Below are 21,455 nucleotides of genomic sequence, written 5' to 3' on the forward strand. Positions count from 1 at the left end.
GTCAGCGCAACGTTACTTTGCGGGCCACGACATACGACTGACTCAAGTCCGTGGCCCAACCGTCGAGCACGCCTTTGACGTTCTCGGCGGTCATCACCTGTTTGTCGTTTTCCAGCGGCACGCCCATGCCCTTGCGAACGACTTTCGCCACCACCTCGCCGGTGGATCCATCCTCGATCGACACTTCCGTGGCGATCTCACTGTCCTGATCACGAATGCCCGCAGCCGTACTCACTCCGGCCGCAACCAGCGTGATCGGCAGCCATTCGTAGTACCGCAGGCTCTGGGTGCTGGCGGCGACTTGCGTGATGGCTGGCCGCACAACCAGCGTGTTCGGGCCGGGCCCGGATGCCAGCGGCAGCGTTTTGCCCAGTTCCTGCCTGAGGGCTGCGTCGTAGTAGCGGGTCACACCTGACAAGGTGCTCTGCGGAATCCGCCCCGTGGGCTGGACCTGCGGATAGAACTGGCTCGGCGCCAGGTAAATCCGGGTGTAACGCCCCTTCGCCAACGCCGGGCTGACCCAACTCAGAATCGTCTGTCCTGACGGCGTCTGCTGCTCCTTCAACATGCTGTAGTCGTTGAGAAACCCGGAATACAGTTCAGGCTCGACTTTTTTACTGCTGCAGGCCGACAGGCTCAAAGTCGCTGCAAACAACAACGCCAGCGAATGACTGTTTCTCATCAATGCGCTTCCCCAGCGGTCTGAACCTGGCCGAACGGGGTATTTTCAGAACACTCGATGCGCAACTGGCCATGGGTCATGATCCAGTGAATGAATTCGGCCGTGGGAATCGTGTGGATGTATTCCACCCAATGACTGTCGGCCGGGCTGAAGCGCTCGAAGTAGCGGCGCATGACGAGTTGGCTTTGATCCGGAGCGATCCCCAGGCAGGTTTCCTGGAAAAAGATCGGCGCGTTGAGAACGCTGCTTGTGGTGCGCTGGGTCAGGATCAATGGGCGCACGGCGCCATGACTCTGAGTGGAATAAGCGCTTTTCATATCCTTCATATGAACCCCCTTGGATGGAATGCCGGCAGAGTGCCCGAGGTTTTTTGCCCGACGATGTCCGGCTGATGTCCGAGCTGAAGGAATGTTGCTCGATTGAAATAAATGACCCTGGCCACGAAATGGTTTTAGATGCCCTCTTTTGGGTACATGGGTCCTGCAAACGTGAGCAGATTGCTGATCGTCGACGACGACGTGGAAATTCTGTCCCTGCTGAAGAAGTTTTTCGTTCAGCACGCCTACGAGGTCGATGTGGCACCGGATGGCCAGGCCATGTGGGCCGCCATCGAACAGGCGCGACCGGACACGATCATTCTCGACTTGATGCTGCCGGGTGAAGGCGGTTTGAGCCTGTGCCAGAAAATCCGTGCGCAGAGGGGGATCCCGATCATCATGCTGACGGCCATGGCTGAACTGAGCGACCGGATTGTCGGTCTGGAACTGGGGGCCGATGATTACCTGACCAAACCCTTCGCACCCCAGGAATTGCTGGCCCGGGTGCGCGCCCTGCAACGTCGCGCCGGCGAACAAAGTCATCCCGCCAGCGAACCGACCCGTCCGGTCATGACCTTCGCCGGTTGGCACCTGGACATCACGTGTCGCGAACTGCGCTCGCCCGACGGTGTGATGATCCCGATGTCCGGTGGAGAATTCGACCTGCTGCTGGTTTTTCTCGAGCATCCTCAACGCATCCTGACCCGTGAACAACTGATCGACCTGACCCACGGCAAGGGCCACGATGCGTTTGATCGCAGCATCGACGTGCAGGTCAGCCGGCTGCGACGCAAGATCGAACCGGACAGCAAACGCCCGGACCTGATCCGTACCGTGCGCAACGGCGGTTATATGTTCACGGTCAAGGTCAGCCGCTCATGATCGGTCGAATCCTGCCGCGCGACACCCTCAGTCGCCGGATCGCCCTGACGATCATTGCGGCCATGCTCGCCTCGCTGATTCTCAATGCCCTGTTCGTGCAGGTGGCAGGCACTTGGGCCCGTCCCCCCATCGAACGCACCGGACTACTGGAACGGATTGCGGCGAGCACTCGCGTGATCGAGGCGGCCCCCGCTCAATTACGCCCGCAACTGGCAAACGCGGCCAGCAGTTCAACGCTTGAGGTGTTATGGAATGCGCAACGCAGCCAGTTCAATCTGCCCGGGGACGGCGAACCGGTCGAGACCGGCAAGGTTCCTGCGCTGCGGCAATTGCTCGGCGATGACCGGGAAATCGAAGTATTCAACCCCGACGACTGGCCACCAGGCAGTGCACAGGCTCATTACGTCGCCCTCGTGCCTCTGGCCGATGGCAGCTGGCTTACATTCACGCCACCAGAACGCAGCTGGGGACTGAGCCTGGATGCCCGGATCGCGGTCATCATCGCTTTGGGCCTGGTCGCCACGTTGCTGGTCGCCTGGATTGCCACGCGCCAACTGGCCAATCCGTTGCAGCGTTTTGCTGGCGCCGCGAGGCGGTTTGGCAAAGATTTGAACGCGCCCCCCATCGATATCGAAGGCCCCCACGAGATCCGTCAGGCGATCATCGCCTTCAACACGATGCAGGCGCAGATCCAGCACTTCATCGGTGAGCGCACTCACATGCTTGCCTCGATTTCCCATGACTTGCGCGCGCCATTGACCCGGATGCGCCTGCGCAGTGAGTTCATGGAAGACCTGGACAATCAGCAGAAAATGATTCGCGACATCGAAGAAATGCAATCGATGATCAACGCCGCGCTGGCGTTTTTCCGTGAAGGCACACGGCTTGAACAACCGACGGCGTTCGATTTGTCGGAGTTGCTGCAAACCATCCTCGACGACTACCGCGACCAGAACGTCCTCATCGACTTCAACGGCCCGGCCCATCTGGTCTATGACGGCCGGCCGCTGAGCCTGAAGCGGGTGATCGTCAACCTGCTGGAAAACGCCGTGAAATACGCCGAGCGCCCGCACATCGCGCTGAGTCGCAACACACGCTCCATCTGCATCGAAATCTGCGACGAAGGCCCGGGCATTCCCGAGGACGCGCTGCAACGGGTGTTCGACCCGTTCTTGCGCCTCGAAACCTCGCGCAACCGTGAAACCGGCGGCGTCGGCCTCGGCCTATCGGCAGCCCGGGCGATCGTGCGTGAACAGGGTGGAGAACTGACCTTGAGCAATCGCAAGGGCTCGGGGCTGGTGGCGAGGGTCGAGTTGCCTGTTGTCGATTGACACAGCACACCCGCTCAATCATTCAGAGGCAACCGGCACCAAAATCCGGCGACATTCCATTTACGCCGGTCACTGACACATGAAAGGATTTCCGCCCTCGGGCATCACACTCGCCTTGCTGCTCGGTGGTGCCGTCAACACAGCCCTGGCCAGCGGTTTTCTGGATGACGCCAAAGGCGAAGTGCTCAGCCGCAACTTCTTTCTGAGCAACGACTACCGCTCGCCCTCGCCCAGCGGCAAGAACTACAAACAGGAATGGGCTCAAGGCTTTATTGGCACCTTCTCATCCGGTTTCACCGAAGGAACAGTCGGTTTTGGCCTCGATGCCCATGCCTTTTATGGCTTGAAACTGGACGGTGGCCGGGGACATTCCGGCACCGGCCTGTTGCCGGTGGACAGCGAAGGTCGCAGCGAAAGCGTTTATTCCAGCGCAGGCGGTGCACTCAAGTTGAAGGCCTCGCGCACCACCCTCGCCTTCGGCGAAATGACCGTCGAGACGCCGGTGTTCGACACCTCGGACAAACGCCTGCAACCGGAGTACGCCACCGGGTTTCTGCTCAACAGCCGTGAAATCGACAACGTCAATCTGGTGGCCGGGCATTTCACCGCGTTCAAGAATCAGGACAGTTCTTCCGGCCAAGGCGATTTTCAGGGTTACGGCGCCAGTACAAAGGCCGGCGGAATCAGCTTCATCGGCGCAGACCTGTTCAGTGAAAGCCCTGTAGGTGGCGCGCTATACGCGTCCGACTTGAGCGAAACCTGGCACCAGTACTACGCCAACCTGCATTTCAAACAGTCCGGCGTGCTGCTCGATGCCAACGTCTACCACACCCGCGACACCGGGCAGGCACTGGCCGGTGAAATCGACAACACCGCGTTCAGTCTCTCGGGCAAATACGCCTTCGGCCCGCACGCGGTGATGCTTGGCTGGCAACGGATCAACGGTGACACACCGTTCGATTTCGTCGGCGGCGACTCGATCTACCTCGCCAACTCGATCAAATACGCCGACTTCAACGGCGCCCACGAGCGCTCATGGCAAGCCCGCTACGATCTGGATCTCGGTGCGTTCGGCATTCCCGGCCTGAATTTCATGACCCGCTACGTCTCCGGCAGCCACATCGACGGTACCCACGCGCCCAAGGGCGGCGCCTACAATCCGTTCGACCCGGACAGCGGTCAATACCAACCACAGCAAGGGGATGGCGGCAAACACTGGGAGCGCGACATCGATCTGCGCTACATCGTCCAGTCCGGTGCCGCCAAGGATCTTTCCGTTCAGCTGTCCCACGTCTCGCACCGGGCCAACAGTGCTCAGGCGGGGGATGACATTGACCGGATCTATGTGGTGATTCAGTACCCGCTCACGTTCTGAAAACGGTTGATCAACAGCTACCCTAGCGAGCCGAGGGATCCACCGCGCCATAGGCGTTGAATACCGCGTACTTTTCGAGTTCAGACTGAGTCAGTCTATGTATGGATGTCGAGTCCACCTCCAGACTGTCACTGAGAAGGCGTAGGTGAATCTCGGCTTCATCGGAGCCTTCCAGCATTTTTCGATAGTCCGAAGTGGAAACATAGGGCCAGAATTCGTTGACTTTGAACCGACATACGCAAAAGTCCAACGGAACCCCTGAACTGTGAACTCCAATATTGAAATCACTTCCAAGTGCGGTTCTTGTTTTGCCCATCACCAAGAGATACGGGCAGGCGGATTGGCATTCAACGTTGGAAACATCTATTCCACCCTCGAGTTTGTAATGCTCGGCCATACACGTATTCAAGTTATTGGACTTTATCCAGCGTCCTATACGTGTTGCGACCCCGGCACTGCCACCGGGGCTGCCGAAACACACTGTATCGAATGTCTCCTTTTCAGCCAGTTGTTCGATTGCTTTAACGGTACCGTCGTCAATGGCCCCCAAAATGATCAAGACATTCTTCTTGCAGGTACTGTTTTCCTTGTTGCAGGCCTCACCGAGCATGGCCTTCTTGACCACTTTTGATTTATCGACGGTTTCAAGCGTGTCGTTTGGAAAGATCGAACGCCATACCATCGGCACGTTTGTACAAACAAAGAGCATGACTGCGGACAGCGCAATCGCTACGCCAATGGCGGCTCCCAATCGGATCAATATTTTTTTTAGCAAAACAGTCATCCCTGAAGTTGTTTTTTCATGCCGAAATAGTCTTTACGCAGCACTGCGCTGGCACAAGTGAAATGGGTCGAAAATGCAGGAAACAGGAAAAAGCCTTCCAAAGAAAGGCGGTGCAACCCCTCGGATGATGTCACATTGATGGCACTCTGTAAAATCGCGCTTATGCACTCATGAGCGCACATCCGATCAAAAACATCAGGTATCAAACAGCAGGAATTGGCGGAAGGCAGCCGGAGTCGAACCTGCCCGGGAACGGATGCCGTCCCCAACCGGGTTTGAAGCCCGGCCGCGCCACCGGGCGCGATTGCCTTCCTTGAACTCAATCCGCGCCGGGGTTGGCCAGCGCGTTGTCGTAGCGGATCTGCCGGCCCTCGCCGAGACGCCGGGTCAGGCCGAGGCGGTCGAAGTATTCGAGGATCTGGATACTGCGTTTGCGTCCCAAGCCTAGCGCATCGCGGAACGCCGTGACTTGAATCGGCGGATTTTCTTCACCCAGACGCAGCAGCACGGCGGCCATTTGCCGCAAGGTGATGTCGGTGAAGAACAAGTCCCGCACCACTTGATGCATCACGCCCAGCCGCGCCAGTTTGCGCAGCAACAGCCTGACGGTCGCGTCGTCCTTCTCCACGGCTTTGGCCACGTCGCGCACCCACGGCGGATCGAAACCGGCCTGTTCGAACAGCGGCTGCAACACCAGCCACAGGGCTTCGTCGTCGGCATTCAGGCGCACCTGATGGTCGGGCAAATGCAGCCACGGGCCGCTGGCGGTGAGCGAGCCGGCGCTGCGCAGTTCTTCCAACAGGCTGATGAACGTCGAATGCTCGATATTCAACCCACTGAAGCGCCGCAGACGATCACGGTCCGGGCCCATCTGGTCGGGCTCCAGCTCATGGAATCGCGCCAGTTGCTCCAGCAACGTGAATTTCAGGATGCCCCAGTGCTGAGCATTGAAAAGCCTCGTTCCCTGACGGGTTTCGATCAGGCGGACGTTGTCCGGCAGCAACCAGCCTTCACGCGGTCGGTTGAACTGACGCTCCAGTCGCTGCGGATCAATGCCGCTGTCGCTGTATTCCAGCAACGTCGGCAACGCTTGTTCAAGGTCACTGCTGATTGCCAGCGCCCGCAATTGCGCCAGACGCCCGGGGCTGCGCCGTTGCCGGGCCGGGGCAAACGGATCGAGCAACTGACCGCCGCCGAGCGTGCGCTGGGCGCTGGGGTCACGCAGGACCAGTCGATCCCCCTTTACGCCGTGTACCGGGACATTGGTCAACAGTTGCGCGAACATGCGCTCGCCCGGAAGCAGCCGTGGTCCTTCGAGCAACGCCACCCGGGCGATCACGTCTTGCGTGCCGAGATGCAGGTGCACAGGCTGAAAGTGTTCGAAGGTGTGCGTCTCATCGGGCAGCAACTGGAAGTCGATGTCCAGGCGTTGGGTCGGTGCGAACAGTGTTTCGGCGAGCAGCCATTGTCCGCGATGTATTTGCCCAAGCTCCAGGCGATCACCGCTGATGTTCAGGGCCACACGTTGACCAGCAAACGCCAGTTCTGCAGGTTGATTCTGGGCATGCAGCCCTCTCACCCGCACCGTTTTGCCCGAAGGCCCGAGGATCAGTCTGTCGCCCACCGCGATCATTCCCGACAGCGCTGTGCCCGTCACCACAATCCCGGCACCGGCGACACTGAACGCCCGGTCGATGGCCAGACGAAACCCGCCCTCGCGACTGCGTTTCAACACTTCACGTTGCGCCTGTAGCAACGCTTGCCGCAGGTCATCGACGCCCTCACCCGTCATGCTTGAGACCGCGAGCATCGGCGCACCTGCAAACGGACCGGGGGCCAGCAGATTTTCGATTTGCTGGCGCACCTTTGCCACCCTGCCCGCCTCGACCCGATCACATTTGGTGATCGCCACCAGCGCCCGGGGAATTCCCAACAGCTGGGCAATCGCCAGATGCTCGCGGGTCTGCGGCATCACGCCGTCATCCGCCGCTACAACGAGCAGCACCAGATCAATGCCTTGGGCACCGGCGAGCATGTTGTGGGTGAATTTCTCGTGGCCGGGCACGTCGATGAACCCGGTCAGCCCCGCGCCGGGCGCCAGTTCGGCGTAGAGATAACCGAGGTCGATGGTCATGCCCCGCTCACGCTCCTGCGGACGACGGTCGCCGGTTTGCCCGGTCAGAGCCTGGAGCAGCGAGGTCTTGCCGTGGTCGATGTGCCCGGCGGTGCCGACGATCATGGCTGCAACTGCGCGAGTTGCGCGAGCCACGCCGGCTCATCGTCGAGTTGCCGCAGATCCAGCCACAGTGCGTCATCGTCGAGGCGTCCGAGCACCGGAATCGGCAGCTCGCGCAATGCGCTTTGCAGAATCAGCAGCCTGCGTCCGCGTAGGCGTTTCGACACTTGAGGGCGGGCACACAATGCCGCGCTTGGCAGCCGCGCCACCGGCTGGCTGCCGCTGCCGATCATGCCCAGTGTTTTCTGCGCCGTGACCGTCCAGGTTTCACCGAGCACCTTGGCCAATGCCGGTTGCAGGCGTTCGGTCTGGGCCAGAATCTCATCTTGCGGGCGGGTCAACAGACGCAGAGTCGGCAAGCGCTCGGCCAGGCGATCCGGATCGCGATAGAGCCCGAGCACCGCTTCCAGCGCGGCCAATGTCATCTTGTCGACCCGCAAAGCCCTTTTCAGCGGGTTTTTCTTGATCTTCGCGATCAGCTCCTTGCGCCCGACAATCACCCCCGCCTGCGGTCCGCCGAGCAGTTTGTCGCCGCTGAAGGTGACGATGTCAGCGCCATCGAGCAGTGCCTGACGCACCGTCGGCTCCGCCGGCAGGCCCCAGCGGGTCAGGTCCAGCAGGCTGCCGCTGCCGAGGTCTTCGAGCAACGGCAAGCCATGACGATGGGCCAGTTCCGCCAGTTCGGCCGTTGGCACGCGAGCGGTAAACCCTTCGATGCTGTAGTTGCTCGCATGGACACGCATGATCAGGCCGCTGCGAGGGCTGATCGCTGCTTCGTAATCCCGGGCATGGGTACGATTGGTGGTACCGACCTCATGCAGACGCACACCGGCCCGGGCCATGATGTCGGGAATGCGGAACGCACCGCCGATCTCGATCAATTCGCCACGGGAGATGATGCCTTCCTTGCGAGCACCAATACTGTTGAGGGCCAGCAGCACGGCGGCGGCATTGTTGTTGACCACGGTGACGGCTTCGGCGCCGGTCAGCTCCCGGATCAGACCTTCAATCAGGTCATCACGGTCACCACGCTTGCCGCTGGCCAGATCGAATTCGAGGTTCAAGGGATAACGGGCCGCGAGCTGCACGGCGGCGATGGCTTCTTCCGGCAACAGCGCACGGCCCAGATTGGTGTGCAGCACGGTGCCGGTCAGGTTGAACACCCGCCGCACCTGACTGCGCTGCTGCAGCGCCAGACGTTCGGCAATCCTGCCGGCCAGTGTTTCAGGGCTGATCTCGACAGCGCAGAGCTGCCCCGCCACAACCGAATCACGCAAGTCATCGAGCAACTGACGCAAAGCCGCCAGCAGCGCCTCGCGCCCGTGCCGCTCGGCCACGGGTTGAAAGGCGTTGTGACGCAACAGACTGTCGATGGAAGGCAAACGCTGGGCAACACTGGCAGGCATCAGGCGCTCCGGATAAAAAGCCGTTGCGCCAGAGTGTAGACGCTCGGTTCATTCGTCTCCGGGCGCCAGCAGCAGATTCGGTGCCAGTCGCTGATAGCCGTCCTGGGCCAGGCGCATGTCCAGCAGCAGACTGCTCAAGTCCGCCGACAAGGCTTCGGCCTCGGCATCATTTTCCAGGTACAGCAATTTCAGATAGCTGTTGCATCCGGGACAGACCTCGGCCCTCAGCGGCGCCTGATTGGCGGCGTGGCGATCGTCTTCCAGACTCAGATATTCCAGCCCCTTGCTCTGCTCGCAATACACGCACTTGACCCGCACCACGTGCCATTCGCAAGCGCACAGCGAGCACACCAGATAACGCAAACCGTTGTGCTTGCCACGGTGGCGGATCACACCGGCCATGGCTGGCGAACCACAGGCCGGGCACTGGCCGAGGCTGTTGCCGGGCGCCAGTTGCAGGTTCGGTGCGCTGAGCAGCCAGTGGCTCCAGGCCGTTTGCAGCGCCGCGCCAAGAAACGGCACCAGCGCTGCCGGCACCAGCGAATACTGACCGCTGACCAGCGCCACGGCCCAGGCGCGCAACTGTCCGGGGCTGGCAATGCGCAAGTTTGTCAGCGCTTCGGCGACGGCTGTTTGTTGTGGCGCGTTGTAGCGTTGCAGCAAGGCCTCGAGATAGGTCTGCCAGACGTCCTCGCGAATCAAGGTATCGGCGGCGAACGGCGGCATGCCGTGTTGCCGGCAGACCTCAAGGCGTTGCTCATCAATCGGGGTGTTTGAGGGGGGATCGTCAAGGACTTGCTGCTGCACGCGGCACAGTCCCGCGACCAGGCGCAGGTAGTCGGCGAGCGGATGTCCGATAGCCAAATGTTCCAGACGCTCGGCGCGCAGCGTGAACAGGTTGTGCGGCGGCAAGTGCAGAAACGGCGGCGCACTGGCCGCCGCTTCGATTTCCCCGGGTTCAAGAATGGTTGGCAAGTGTCAGCCCTTTTTGGTGACCGGTCGCTCTGGCGGATCCTTGGATTCCACTTCGCGATACCAGAGTGCGTGGTGTTTTTTCGCCCAGGCGCGGCTGACCCAACCGTGCAGCATCGCGTCCACCGAGCCCTTGATCCAGATCCCAGCATAGATGTGCACGATGATGCTCAGGATCAGCACGAACCCGGCCAATGCATGCAACAACATCGCCCAGCGAATCGTCGTGATGCCGAAGTAATGACTGAAGTACGCGCGCCAGATCACCAGCCCCGTGAACAACAGCCCCAGCATGCACAGCAGTAAAGTCCAGAACAGCATCTTCTGCCCGGCGTTGTACTTGCCCACCGGCGGCACAGTCTCCTCATCGTTGACCAGCACCCGGTCGATGCGCCGCAGCCACTTCCAGTCGTTGTCGATAAAGAAGTTCGAACGCCAGAAACGCAACACCAGGCCAAGGAACAACACGAACATCAGCACGCCCATGAACGGGTGCAGGATCCGCGTCCACGGCCCGCCGCCGAACAGATGGGTCAGCCAGAACATCGACGGATGAAACAGCGCCAGCCCCGACAGCCCCGCCATGAAGAACAGAATCGCCACCAGCCAGTGATTGGTGCGCTGGTTGGCGGTGTAGCGCAGGATCGTCTTGTTGCTCATGGCCGGTCCTCCCCGCGTGGATCGAAGGTGTGAACCGCCGGGTCGACCACGTGGACCGAGGTGTCGGGCGGTTCCGGATGGTCATCCTCTTCGGTGCGGTTCGGGCCGATCCGCACGTAATGGAAGAACCCGGCCAACACCGCCGCGCCCATGGCCAGCAGACCCAACGGCTTGCTGATGCCTTTCCACAGGCCCACCAACGGACTGATCTCAGGGTTGTCCGGCAGGCCTGCGTAGATTTTCGGGGTATCCGCGTGGTGCAGCACGTACATGACATGAGTGCCGCCGACGCCTTCCGGGTCGTACAGACCGGCGTTGTCGAAACCACGGCTTTTCAGGTCGACGATACGTTCGGCGGCGTGGGTCTTCATGTCGTCCTTGGTGCCGAAGACAATCGCCCCAGTCGGGCAGGTTTTCACGCAGGCCGGCTCCAGCCCCACTGCCACCCGGTCCGAACACAGCGTGCATTTGTAGGCCTTGTGGTCCTTCTGCGAAATGCGCGGAATGTTGAACGGGCAGCCGGTGATGCAATAACCGCAACCGATGCAGTGATCCTGATCGAAGTCGACGATGCCGTTGGCGTGCTTGATGATCGCGCCGGGGCTGGGGCACGCCGCCAGACAACCGGGCTCGGCGCAGTGCATGCAGCCGTCCTTGCGGATCAGCCATTCGAGGTTGCCGGCGTCGGTTTCATGCTCGGTGAAGCGCATCAGCGTCCATGACTCTGCGCTCAAATCCTGCGGATTGTCGTAGGTGCCGTGGTTGTGGCCCACCTCGTCGCGCAGCTCGTTCCACTCCGAGCACGCGACCTGACAAGCCTTGCAGCCGATGCATTTGGTGGTGTCGATCAGCTTGGCGACTTCCTCCTGATTGCGCACCGAGGGGGCCGGTGTGGTGGTGGCCGAGCGGGCAATGATGTCTTGGCTGGCCATTTAAAGATTCTCCATCAGAGCTTCTCCACGTTGACCAGGAATGACTTGGATTCCGGGGTCTGTGTATTGCCATCGCCGAGGAACGGCACCAGGGTGTTGGTCAGGTAACCGTGGCGCGTCAGGCCGGTGAAGCCCCAATGCAGGGGAATGCCGATCTGGTGCACCACCTGGTTGTTGACCTGCAACGGCCGGATTCTTTTGGTCACCACCGCCACCGCTTCAATGAACCCGCGCTTGCAGCTGACCCGCACCCGGTCGCCGGCAACGATGCCCTTCTCCTTGGCCAGCACTTCACCGATTTCCACGAACTGCTCCGGTTGGGCAATCGCGTTCAACCGGCAGTGTTTGCTCCAGAAGTGGAAATGCTCGGTCAACCGATAGCTGGTGGCGGCGTACGGGTAATCCTTGGCCACGCCGAGGCTGTCCCACACCGAATCGAAGATCCTGGCCGCCGGGTTGCTGGTGGCTTTCTTGTTTTCGGGGTGCAGCGGGTTGATGCCGATCGGCGTTTCGAACGGCTCGTAGTGCTCCGGGAATGGCCCTTCGTTCATCTTGTCGACGGCGAAGAACCGCGCCACGCCTTCGGGGTTCATGATGAACGGGTTCATCCCGGCTTCCGGCGGCACGTCGGCCTTGTAGTCCGGCACGTCGGTACCGCCCCAGGCCTTGCCGTTCCACCAGACCAGGCGTTTTTTCGGATCCCACGGTTTGCCCTGCATGTCCGCCGAAGCGCGGTTGTAGAGAATCCGCCGGTTGGCCGGCCAGGCCCACGCCCAGCCCTGATGCTGATGCATGCCGTAAGGGTCGTTATTGTCGCGGCGGGCCATCTGGTTACCGGCTTCGGTCCAACTGCCGCAGAAAATCCAGCAGCCGGACGCGGTGCTGCCGTCATCCTTGAGCTGGGCGAACCCGGCCAGTTGCGAATTGCCCTTGATCGCCGCGCCCGTGGCGTCGGTGAAATCGGTGGTGGCGTAGCCGTTGATCTCCTTGGCGATTTCTTCCGGCGACGGTTCTTGCGCAATCTTGTACGGCCAGGAGAGTTTGAGGATCGGATCGGGATAAGCCCCGCCCTCGGTCTGATACCGCTGACGCAGGCGCATGAACAGTTCGGTCATGATCCGCACATCGGTGCGTGACTCGCCCGGGCCGTCGGCGCCTTTCCAGTGCCATTGCAGCCAGCGGCTGCTGTTGACCAGCGAGCCGTCCTCTTCGGCAAAACAGGTGGTCGGCAGGCGGATGACTTCGGTCTGGATGTCGGCACTTTTCACATCGTTGTACGGCCCGACGTTTTCCCAGAACTGTGAGGTTTCGGTGGCCAGCGGGTCCATCACCACCAGCCATTTCAGTTTGGCGAGAGCAGCCATCACCCGATTCTTGTCCGGCAACGCAGCAATCGGGTTGAAGCCCTGGCACATGTAGCCGTTGACCTTGCCCTGCCCCATCAGGTCGAACACCTTGAGGATGTCGTAGTTGGGGATGTCGAGTTTCGGCAGGTAGTCGTAGGCCCACTGGTTTTCGGCGGTCGCGTTGGCGCCGTACCAGGCTTTCATCAGGCTGACGTGGAACTTGCTGTAGTTCTGCCAGTAAGACAACTGCCCCGGCCGCAACGGCAATTGCGTGCGTTTCTTGATGTAGGCGTTGTAGTCCTGCTCGGCGTCCGTCGGCAGGGTCAGGTAACCCGGCAACGAGTTCGACAGTAACCCGAGGTCAGTCAGGCCCTGAATGTTCGAGTGCCCGCGCAAGGCGTTGACCCCGCCACCGGGCATGCCGACGTTGCCCAGCAACAATTGCACCATCGCCGCGCTGCGGATGATCTGCGAGCCGATCGAATGTTGGGTCCACCCCAGCGCGTAAAGAATGGTCATGGTCTTGCCCGGCGTCGAGCAAGTGGCGATTTCCTCCCAGATTTTCTTCATCGCATCGACCGGCATGCCGCAGATCTGGCTCGCCAGGTCGATGTTGTAGCGGCTGTAATGCTGCTTCATCAGCTGATAGACGCAGCGCGGGTCCTGCAGGGTCGGGTCAACTTTGGCAAAGCCGTCATCGCCCAGTTCATAACCCCAGGAGGACTTGTCGGTGTAGCTGCGTTTGGCCGCGTCGTAACCGGTGAACAGCCCGTCCTCGAAGCCGAATCCGGCTTTGACGATGAATGACACGTCGGTGTAGTTGCGCACGTATTCGTGCTGAATCTTGTCCTCGGTCAGCAGGTAATTGATCAGCCCGCCCATGAACGCGATGTCGCTGCCGGTGCGAATCGGCGCGTAGTAATCGGCCACGGATGCGGTCCGGGTAAACCTCGGATCGACCACGATCAGCCGCGCGGCATTGTGCGCTTTGGCTTCGGTCACCCATTTGAAGCCGCAAGGATGGGCTTCTGCTGCGTTGCCACCCATCACCAGGATCAGATTCGCGTTGGCGATATCGGTCCAGGTGTTGGTCATGGCTCCACGGCCGTACGTCGGGGCAAGACTTGCCACCGTCGGGCCGTGTCAGACACGCGCCTGGTTATCGAACCCCAGCATGCCGAGACTGCGAACCACCTTGTGGGTGATGTAGCCCGCTTCGTTGGACGCCGCGGACGCTGCAAGGAACCCGGTGGTCAGCCAGCGGTTCACCGTCTGCCCCTGGGCGTTCTTCTCGACGAAATTGGCGTCGCGGTCGGCCTTCATCAGGTCGGCGACACGGTCGAGGGCTTCATCCCAGGTGATCCGGGTCCATTCGCTGCTGCCGGGCTTGCGCACCTGCGGGTACTGCAAGCGGCCCGGGCTGTGAATGAAGTCCAGCAGGCCGGCGCCTTTCGGGCACAGGGTGCCGCGGTTGACCGGGTGGTCGGCGTCGCCCTCGATATGGATGATGTTTTGCGCAACGTTCTTCGCGGCATCGCCCTGGCTGTACATGATCAACCCGCAACCGACCGAGCAATACGGGCAGGTGTTGCGGGTTTCATGGGTGTGGGCAAGCTTGAAGTGGCGCACCTGCTCGGCGAAGGCCTGCGTCGGGGCCATGCCCAACGCGCCCAGGCTAGAGCCTGCAAGGCCGATACCGGCGACCTTGAAGAACTGACGACGGCTGAGATCCATCGTGCACTCCTGATCAGGTGGAACCCGGTACTTGAGCCGGGTTTTTTCTGGACAATCACGGTGGCGGCACACAAGTGCCGACTTTTTCACTGTAGACAACGTCCCCGCTGCCTGTGTGAAAACCGACCGTCGGCCATCCTGGGGTCACAAGTTCGCACCCGCAGGAGATGGGGCTTATCATGGCGGCCACGACCCATCTCCGCTCTTAGAGACCGCGCATGACTTTCAATTTTGATCAGGTATTCGACCGCCACGACACCGGCAGCACCAAGTGGAGCCGCTTCGCGGCCGATGTGTTGCCGATGTGGGTCGCTGACATGGATTTCGCGGCACCACCGGTGGTCATCGAGGCGCTGCAACAGCGTCTGCTGCACCCCTTGGTCGGCTACAGCGTCGCCCAGGACAACCTGCGCGAGGCCATTGTTGCCGACCTCTGGAACAAATTCGCCTGGCGGGTCAAACCGCAAGAGCTGATCTTCCTGCCGGGCGTGGAATCGGGTTTCAACATGGCGCTCAAGGCGCTGGTGCAGCCACAGCAGAATGTCGTGGTGCAAACCCCGAATTACCCGCCGCTGCGACACGCGCCGGGCCATTGGGGCCTGAACAAGGTCGAGCTGGAATTCGACGCCAAGGCCGACGGCACCTACGCCACGCCGCTGGATGCCTTGCGTGAATCCCTCACCGGTGGCGGCGCCCTGCTGCTGAGCAACCCGCACAACCCGATCGGCAAGGTCTTCGGCCGTGAAGAACTGCAAGCGGTGGCCGACATCTGCGTGGCGCAGGACGCCTGGATCATCTCTGACGAAATCCACGCCGAACTGTGCTACGACGGTCGCGTGCACATTCCGACCGCGTCCCTGGGCCCGGACATCGCCCGGCGCACCATCACCCTGATGTCGGCGAGCAAGGCCTACAACATTGCCGGCCTCAAAACCTCGTTCATGATCATTCAGGACAGTGCCCTGCGCGAGCGCGTCAATCACGCCCGCTGCGGCATGGTCGATAGCGTCAACCCGCTGGGCATGGAAGCCACTCGCGTGGCCTACAGCGAGGCCGGGCCGTGGCTGAATGAACTCAAGCAATATCTGCAAGCCAACCGTGACTGGTTGGTGGAAGCGGTTCGCAGCCGCCTGCCCGGGGTGAAGATCAACGTGCCGCAGGGGACTTATCTGGCGTGGCTCGATTGCTCGGCCCTGGGCCTGGACAATCCGCAGCAGTTCTTCCTCGAACAGGCTCGCGTGGGACTCAGCCCGGGCATCGATTTCGGTGACCATAGCCAGCAATTCGTGCGCCTGAACTTCGGTTGCCCGCGTTCGCTGCTGGAGGAAGGCATTGCGCGGATGGAGCGTGGCCTGACTCGACGCCAGGCCTGAGCCTGACTGACGGCATCGTCAATCCAATCGAACTCATGGCAAATGCGCCGGGTCAACCCCCCATACCCGCCCTGAGCTTCGGAGATTGACGATGACCGACTATCCAAAACCCCCATTCCCGAAACAGCCACAAACGGTGCCCGGCTCTCAACGCCAGATGGAGCCGTACCCCGATTGCGGCGAAAAAAGTTACCGCGGCTCCGGTCGCCTCGCCGGCAAGATCGCCCTGATCACCGGCGCCGACAGCGGCATCGGCCGCGCCGTGGCCATCGCCTTTGCCCGTGAAGGCGCGGACGTGGCCATCGCCTATCTCAACGAACACGAAGATGCACGGGAAACCGCACGCTGGGTCGAACAGGCCGGACGTCAATGCCTGTTGCTGCCCGGCGACATCGCGCAGAAAACCCACTGCCATGCACTGGTGGACCAGACGGTGGAGCGCTTCGGACGCATCGACGTACTGGTCAACAACGCAGCATTTCAGATGACTCACGAAACGTTCGAAGAGATTCCCGATGATGAATGGGTGATGACCTTCGACGTCAACATCACGGCGATTTTCCGACTGTGTCAGGCCGCGATCAAACACATGCGCCCCGGCGCATCTATCATCAACACCAGTTCGGTCAACTCGGACATGCCCAAGCCCACCCTGCTCGCCTATGCCACCACCAAAGGGGCGATCGCCAATTTCACCGGCGGTCTGGCGCAAATGCTCGGACCGCGGGAAATCCGTGTGAACTGCGTGGCGCCGGGGCCGATCTGGACGCCGCTGATCGTCTCGACCATGCCGGACGAACAAGTGCAGCATTTCGGTGAACAGACCCCGCTCGGTCGCCCGGGTCAACCGGTAGAAGTCGCGCCGATCTACGTGTTGCTGGCATCGGATGAGGCCAGCTACATCACGGGTCAGCGCTACGGGGTCACGGGTGGCAAGCCGATGCTGTGATTCCTTCACGTCACGCCGGCGCCGAGGCGGAGCAACGACTGTCAGGACGGGCCGCGGACCATGACATTCATTATCTGGGTAGCAGTGCTCGGCGCCGTCCTGCTGACGCTGGCGTTGACCTCGTCGTACCTGCGCTGGATGCCGGTAACGACGTCGGCGGTGTGCCTGCTGCTCGGCGTCGGCATCGGCCCGAGCGGGCTCGATCTGCTGAAGCTGCCGCTGGAGCATGCCGCGTCCTGGATGGAGCACCTGACTGAAGTCGCGGTGCTGTTTTCGCTGTTCGTCTGCGGCTTGAAGTTGCGCCTGCCGTTACGCGACAAGCGTTGGCGAATCGCTTTCGGCCTCGCCGGCCCGGTCATGGTGCTGACGATCATTGGCGTCTGTCTGCTCCTGCACTACGGTCTGAAAATGTCGTGGGGACCGTCGTTGCTGATCGGCGCGATTCTGGCGCCCACCGACCCGGTGCTGGCGGCGCTGGTGCAGGTCAACGATGCGCGGGATGTCGACAGTGTGCGCTTCGGACTGTCCGGCGAGGCTGGCCTGAACGACGGAGTGGCCTTTCCCTTTGTGATCCTCGGGCTGTTGCTGCTGCAAGGCGAGGGCCTGGCCGCGGAGTGGAGCAACTGGGTATTGCGCGATCTGCTCTGGGCCGTACCCGTCGGCTTGCTGACGGGTTACTGGATGGGGCGCGGCATTGGCCGCGCCACCCTCGCCTTGCAGACGCGCAATGAAGACAGCACCGTCAGCCCGAACGACTACCTGGCACTGGCCTTGATTGCACTTGCCTTTGTGGTGGCCGAGTCCTTGGGGGGCTACGGCTTTCTGTCGGTGTTTACCGCCGGGTTGGGCCTGCGTCAGGAGGAAGTGAAGTCCACCGGCGTCCATCAGCCGCCGGCCGAACATCTGGTGCAACCGGTGGTCGGCCATCAGAATGTCGAACCGCAGCACGCGGTGCACGGTGACACCGAGCGGCTGCAAAGCAGTCAGGTGGCTGCCGGGATCATGATGGGCGACATGCTCGCTTTCGGTGGTCTGGTGGAACGGGCCATGGAAGTGTTTCTGGTGACCCTGCTCGGCGTCGTGCTGGTCACTCACTGGGACTGGCGGGCATTGTGGATCGGTGGCGTGTTGTTCTGTCTCATTCGGCCAGCCTGTGTGGCACTGATGCCATGGGGATCACTGCTGATGTGGCGTCAGCGGATGCTGATCGGCTGGTTCGGCATTCGTGGCATCGGCAGTCTGTTCTATCTGTTCTACGCCCTGAACCATGGCCTGGGTAACACCGTAGGCGCACAGTGTACCGATCTCACCCTTTCGGTAGTGGCCCTGAGCATTTTGCTGCACGGCATCAGCACCCAGCCGCTCCTGGCTCGCTACGAGCAACAAAAAAAGCAAAAAAACTGATTTTTTCTCCCGGCGCTATCGCCGAAAAACATCGAACTTTTTTCTTGAAATAAATGGATCCGCGTCTGACCGCCGCCGGTCACAGCTTTAACCTCTCGCCGAATCCGTCCGGCGAGATTCGGCAAACTCGGTTCCCCGCGGCTGGACGCCCGGCACAAGGAATCAGGAAGAATAAGGTCAACGGTCATGAAAGAATGTTCGACATCGGCACAAATCAAGGCTTGCAGAACCCTGGCGCTGGAACGCAACCGGCAGTTGTTCGAAGAGGCCCAGGCGCTCAATCGGGCGGCCCACGAATTGCTCGAAGGCGAGCACCTGGATATCGAACAATTCGAGCGGTATCGACTCCTGCGTCGCAAGGCCGATTTGAAATTCCAGGATGCCATCGAGCACCTGTGCGTCTTGAACGAGGATTTCCCGCCCATTCCCATGTCGCAGCAGAACTCCCGGGGATTACGCCGCGAGCTCGAAGCCAGCGCCTGACCTCAAAAACGCAAAAGCCCGGCCTTGATGGCCGGGCTTTTGCGTTTGGGGTCGCTCAATTTCCAGGATTGGTGACCTGTATGAAAACGGCATAGCTGCCGAGCAGCACCCAGAACGTGGCGAAAATCCACGGTGTGCGAAGGGAAAAAAGCAGGGATTTACAGTAACCCTTGTGACTGGACTCCATTTCACTGAACAACGGCGATTCGTCATAGGCCAGACCCATCAACGGCTCGCTGCGCAGCAACTCACTCTGTTTGAAATGCCAGTGGTCGATGATGTCGTAGGCCGCCCGGATTCCCGGCCAGGCATTGAGTGAACTGAGTAGCCCGAGTAATGCCAGAAAGGGCGGCACCACCAACGTAAACAGCTTGCCCCACTCAGGATTGAGGTTGGCCATGCAGGAGGCGAAGGCGATCACCAGAAACGATTGCGCCGCCAGATAAGCGTCGGTGCGGTTGGCCAGAATGCTGGTTTCGTACTGGATTTCCCGTCGATAGAAATCCAGGCGCTCCTTGGGCGAGCCGAACATCTTTGCATTGTGTTCGGTCAGGGTCTCTTCGGCGGTCGGATGGGTCAGTATGCGTGGCACGGGATGGACGCTCCGAAAGACAAAGCGTTTGGAGCCGGCCAGCCCCGAACAAGTTCAGCCGGATCCTGACCCGGCTCACTTCATCGACTGAGCGATGATCTCCACCAGATGCATCTGATTGAAAGGTTTCGACAGTCGCGGCAACTCGGCCGCGAAGCCTTCGAGACGCTCGGCATAGCCCGTGGCAAGAATGATCGGCAGATCAGGCTTGAGCAAACGCACCGCATGCGCCAATTGCGCACCGTTCATTTTCGGCATGGCCATGTCTGTAATCACCAGATCGATCACTTCCCCCTGATCGAACAATTCCAGCGCTTGCACGCCCGAAGCCGCACCGATGACCCGATGCCCCAGATCTTCCAGCAACAGGCTGGTGCTGGTTCGCACCAGACTGTCGTCGTCCACCACCAGAACGCTGAGTCGCGGCACTGCCGCCGTGGGCGGCTTCGGGCTCAGAGGCTTGGCCGCCATCCCGTCGACGGCGACCGGCAGCCAGAGTTCGGCGCAAGTCCCGTGCCCCTTCATGCTTTTGAGCACAAAACGGCCGCCCAACTGCTCGATGAAACCGTGCACCATCGACAGTCCCAGGCCTGTGCCCTTGCCCAGACCTTTGGTGGTAAAGAACGGATCGGTCGCCGAGGCCAGTGTCGCGTCATCCATGCCTTCACCGGTATCGGTCACGCTCAGGCAGACATAACGCCCTGCCGCCAGCGTTGACTGGTTCTGCTGCAGAACCACTCGCGGCTCGGCGCCGATGACCACGCTACCGCCCTCGGGCATCGCATCCCGTGCGTTGGTGGCCAGGTTGAGGACCGCCAGTTCGAGCTGGTTGGTGTCGGCCAGCACCGCTTCAAGTTCGTCGGGAAACTGTGTTTCGATGCGAATTCCCGGGCCCAGCGAACTGCGAAGCAGGCCAGTGATGCCTTGCACCAGTTTCGCAATCTCCACGGGTTCGGTCTTGAGTTCCTGACGCCGGGCGAAGGCCAGCATGCGCTGGGTCAGGGACACACCGCGCAGCGCGCCTTGCGTGGCATTTTCCAGCAGACGGCTGACCTTGGGGTCGTCACCCACGCGTTTGCGCACGATCTCCAGATTGCCGAGGATCACCGTCAGCAGATTGTTGAAATCATGGGCGATGCCGCCGCTGAGTTGGCCGATGGCCTGCATCTTCTGCGCCTGGAACAGCGCTTCGCGGGTCTGCTCCAGTGCCAATTGTGCCTGGTGGGCTTCGGTGACGTCGCGGGTGATCTTGGCAAAACCAAGCAACGTGCCGGTCTCACCGCGAATCGCATCGACCACCACATGCGCCAGAAACCGCGTGCCGTCCTTGCGCAGGCGCCAGCTCCTGTTCTCGAAGCGCCCTTCGCGCACGGCGGTTTCCAGCGCTCGCTGCGGCTCACCGATCTCACGGTCTTCCGGCGTGTAGAACATCGAGAAATGCTTGCCGATCACTTCGTCCGGCGCATAACCCTTGATCCGTTGCGCACCGGGATTCCAGTTGGTCACGCGGCCTTCCGGGTTGAGCATGTAGATCGCGTAGTCGGACACGCCCTGCACCAGCAGGCGGAACTGCTGTTCGCTTTGCTTGAGGGTTTCCTCGGCCATCTTGCGGTCGGTGAGGTCACGGGTGATTTTCGCAAAACCGAGTAGTTGCCCGTCCGGACTGTAAATCGGGTCGATCACCACGTGGCACCAGAAGTGCGTACCGTCCTTGCGCACCCGCCAGCCTTCGCCTTCGAACCGTCCTTCGCGGATCGCCGTTTCAAGTGCCCGTTGCGGCATGCCGACAGCGCGGTCTTCATCGGTGTAGAAGCGCGAAAAATGCTCGCCGAGAATCTCGGCTTCTTCATACCCCTTGAAACGTTTGGCCCCGGAGTTCCAGCTGGTGATGATGCCGGCCGGATCGATCATGTAGATCGCATAATCGACCACGGCATCGATCAGCAGGCGAAAGCGCATTTCTTCGATCGCAGCGGACGTCTTGTTCTCGCTCATCA

Annotated in this window: 18 protein-coding genes and 1 tRNA gene; 7 read left to right on the forward strand and 12 right to left on the reverse strand. The window is 61.0% G+C overall.

Going from position 1 to position 21,455, the window contains the following annotated elements; genetic code table 11:
• Window position 1: 1 nt before the first annotated feature.
• The gene (locus J5M72_RS04375) at window positions 2–682 is read right to left on the reverse strand and encodes a DUF3313 domain-containing protein (RefSeq protein WP_169430402.1); all 681 of its coding nucleotides are present in this window, start codon (window positions 680–682) and stop codon (window positions 2–4) included.
• Entirely contained in the window at window positions 682–1,008 is a 327-nt protein-coding gene (locus J5M72_RS04380) for a hypothetical protein (RefSeq protein WP_207864261.1), read from the reverse strand. The genes J5M72_RS04375 and J5M72_RS04380 overlap by 1 nt, the downstream gene beginning before the upstream one ends.
• A 147-nt stretch (window positions 1,009–1,155) precedes the next feature.
• Here J5M72_RS04380 and J5M72_RS04385 point away from each other — a divergent pair, with 147 nt between their 5' ends.
• The 3 genes from J5M72_RS04385 to J5M72_RS04395 all read left to right on the forward strand — a co-directional run bounded on the left by J5M72_RS04385 (window position 1,156) and on the right by J5M72_RS04395 (window position 4,587).
• Window positions 1,156–1,881, forward strand: a complete 726-nt coding sequence (locus J5M72_RS04385; protein WP_169430400.1) for a response regulator transcription factor — start codon at window positions 1,156–1,158, stop codon at window positions 1,879–1,881.
• Window positions 1,878–3,212, forward strand: a complete 1,335-nt coding sequence (locus tag J5M72_RS04390; RefSeq protein ID WP_207864263.1) for an ATP-binding protein — start codon at window positions 1,878–1,880, stop codon at window positions 3,210–3,212. Before J5M72_RS04385 ends, J5M72_RS04390 begins: the two co-directional genes overlap by 4 nt.
• Window positions 3,213–3,291: 79 nt before the next feature.
• Window positions 3,292–4,587: an OprD family porin gene (locus tag J5M72_RS04395; protein ID WP_207864265.1), complete on the forward strand. Its 1,296-nt coding sequence runs from the start codon at window positions 3,292–3,294 to the stop codon at window positions 4,585–4,587.
• 22 nt (window positions 4,588–4,609) lie between these two features.
• Here the strand turns inward: J5M72_RS04395 and J5M72_RS04400 are convergent, their stop codons facing one another.
• The 8 genes from J5M72_RS04400 to fdnG all read right to left on the reverse strand — a co-directional run bounded on the left by J5M72_RS04400 (window position 4,610) and on the right by fdnG (window position 14,657).
• Entirely contained in the window at window positions 4,610–5,371 is a 762-nt protein-coding gene (locus J5M72_RS04400; protein ID WP_169430397.1) for a hypothetical protein, read from the reverse strand.
• A gap of 217 nt (window positions 5,372–5,588) precedes the next feature.
• Window positions 5,589–5,684, reverse strand: a tRNA-Sec gene (locus J5M72_RS04405).
• Window positions 5,685–5,690: 6 nt separating this feature from the next.
• Window positions 5,691–7,610, reverse strand: coding sequence for a selenocysteine-specific translation elongation factor (selB, locus tag J5M72_RS04410; protein WP_207864521.1), 1,920 nt, complete (start codon window positions 7,608–7,610; stop codon window positions 5,691–5,693).
• Window positions 7,607–9,013: an L-seryl-tRNA(Sec) selenium transferase gene (gene selA, locus J5M72_RS04415; RefSeq protein WP_207864267.1), complete on the reverse strand. Its 1,407-nt coding sequence runs from the start codon at window positions 9,011–9,013 to the stop codon at window positions 7,607–7,609. The genes selB and selA overlap by 4 nt, the downstream gene beginning before the upstream one ends.
• Before the next feature lie 48 nt (window positions 9,014–9,061).
• On the reverse strand, window positions 9,062–9,988 hold the full coding sequence (gene fdhE, locus J5M72_RS04420; RefSeq protein WP_207864272.1) for a formate dehydrogenase accessory protein FdhE: 927 nt from the start codon (window positions 9,986–9,988) through the stop codon (window positions 9,062–9,064).
• 3 nt (window positions 9,989–9,991) lie between these two features.
• A complete protein-coding gene (locus J5M72_RS04425) occupies window positions 9,992–10,645 on the reverse strand; it encodes a formate dehydrogenase subunit gamma (RefSeq protein ID WP_207864274.1) in 654 nt (217 codons plus the stop codon).
• The gene (fdxH, locus tag J5M72_RS04430; protein ID WP_207864276.1) at window positions 10,642–11,577 is read right to left on the reverse strand and encodes a formate dehydrogenase subunit beta; all 936 of its coding nucleotides are present in this window, start codon (window positions 11,575–11,577) and stop codon (window positions 10,642–10,644) included. Before fdxH ends, J5M72_RS04425 begins: the two co-directional genes overlap by 4 nt.
• 14 nt (window positions 11,578–11,591) lie before the next feature.
• On the reverse strand, window positions 11,592–14,657 hold the full coding sequence (gene fdnG / locus J5M72_RS04435) for a formate dehydrogenase-N subunit alpha (RefSeq protein WP_207864278.1): 3,066 nt from the start codon (window positions 14,655–14,657) through the stop codon (window positions 11,592–11,594).
• A gap of 218 nt (window positions 14,658–14,875) precedes the next feature.
• Here fdnG and J5M72_RS04440 point away from each other — a divergent pair, with 218 nt between their 5' ends.
• The 4 genes from J5M72_RS04440 (at window position 14,876) to J5M72_RS04455 (ending at window position 18,866) form a co-directional block, all read left to right on the forward strand.
• Window positions 14,876–16,030, forward strand: a complete 1,155-nt coding sequence (locus J5M72_RS04440) for a PatB family C-S lyase (protein WP_207864280.1) — start codon at window positions 14,876–14,878, stop codon at window positions 16,028–16,030.
• 91 nt (window positions 16,031–16,121) lie between these two features.
• The gene (locus tag J5M72_RS04445) at window positions 16,122–16,979 is read left to right on the forward strand and encodes a glucose 1-dehydrogenase (protein ID WP_207864282.1); all 858 of its coding nucleotides are present in this window, start codon (window positions 16,122–16,124) and stop codon (window positions 16,977–16,979) included.
• A gap of 60 nt (window positions 16,980–17,039) precedes the next feature.
• Complete coding sequence (locus J5M72_RS04450; protein ID WP_207864286.1) at window positions 17,040–18,383, forward strand: cation:proton antiporter; 1,344 nt, start codon at window positions 17,040–17,042, stop codon at window positions 18,381–18,383.
• Window positions 18,384–18,569: 186 nt separating this feature from the next.
• On the forward strand, window positions 18,570–18,866 hold the full coding sequence (locus tag J5M72_RS04455; RefSeq protein WP_169430388.1) for a hypothetical protein: 297 nt from the start codon (window positions 18,570–18,572) through the stop codon (window positions 18,864–18,866).
• Window positions 18,867–18,921: 55 nt separating this feature from the next.
• Here the strand turns inward: J5M72_RS04455 and J5M72_RS04460 are convergent, their stop codons facing one another.
• Window positions 18,922–19,458 carry a hypothetical protein gene (locus J5M72_RS04460; RefSeq protein ID WP_207864288.1) on the reverse strand — a complete coding sequence of 179 codons (537 nt, stop codon included), beginning with the start codon at window positions 19,456–19,458 and terminating at the stop codon, window positions 18,922–18,924.
• Between the two features lie 75 nt (window positions 19,459–19,533).
• Window positions 19,534–21,453 (reverse strand): PAS domain-containing sensor histidine kinase, encoded by a 1,920-nt coding sequence (locus J5M72_RS04465; protein WP_207864289.1) that lies wholly within the window; start codon window positions 21,451–21,453, stop codon window positions 19,534–19,536.
• Window positions 21,454–21,455: the final 2 nt, after the last annotated feature.

The organism is Pseudomonas sp. 58(2021) (genome assembly GCF_017491585.1).
GTDB lineage: Bacteria > Pseudomonadota > Gammaproteobacteria > Pseudomonadales > Pseudomonadaceae > Aquipseudomonas > Aquipseudomonas fluorescens_BT.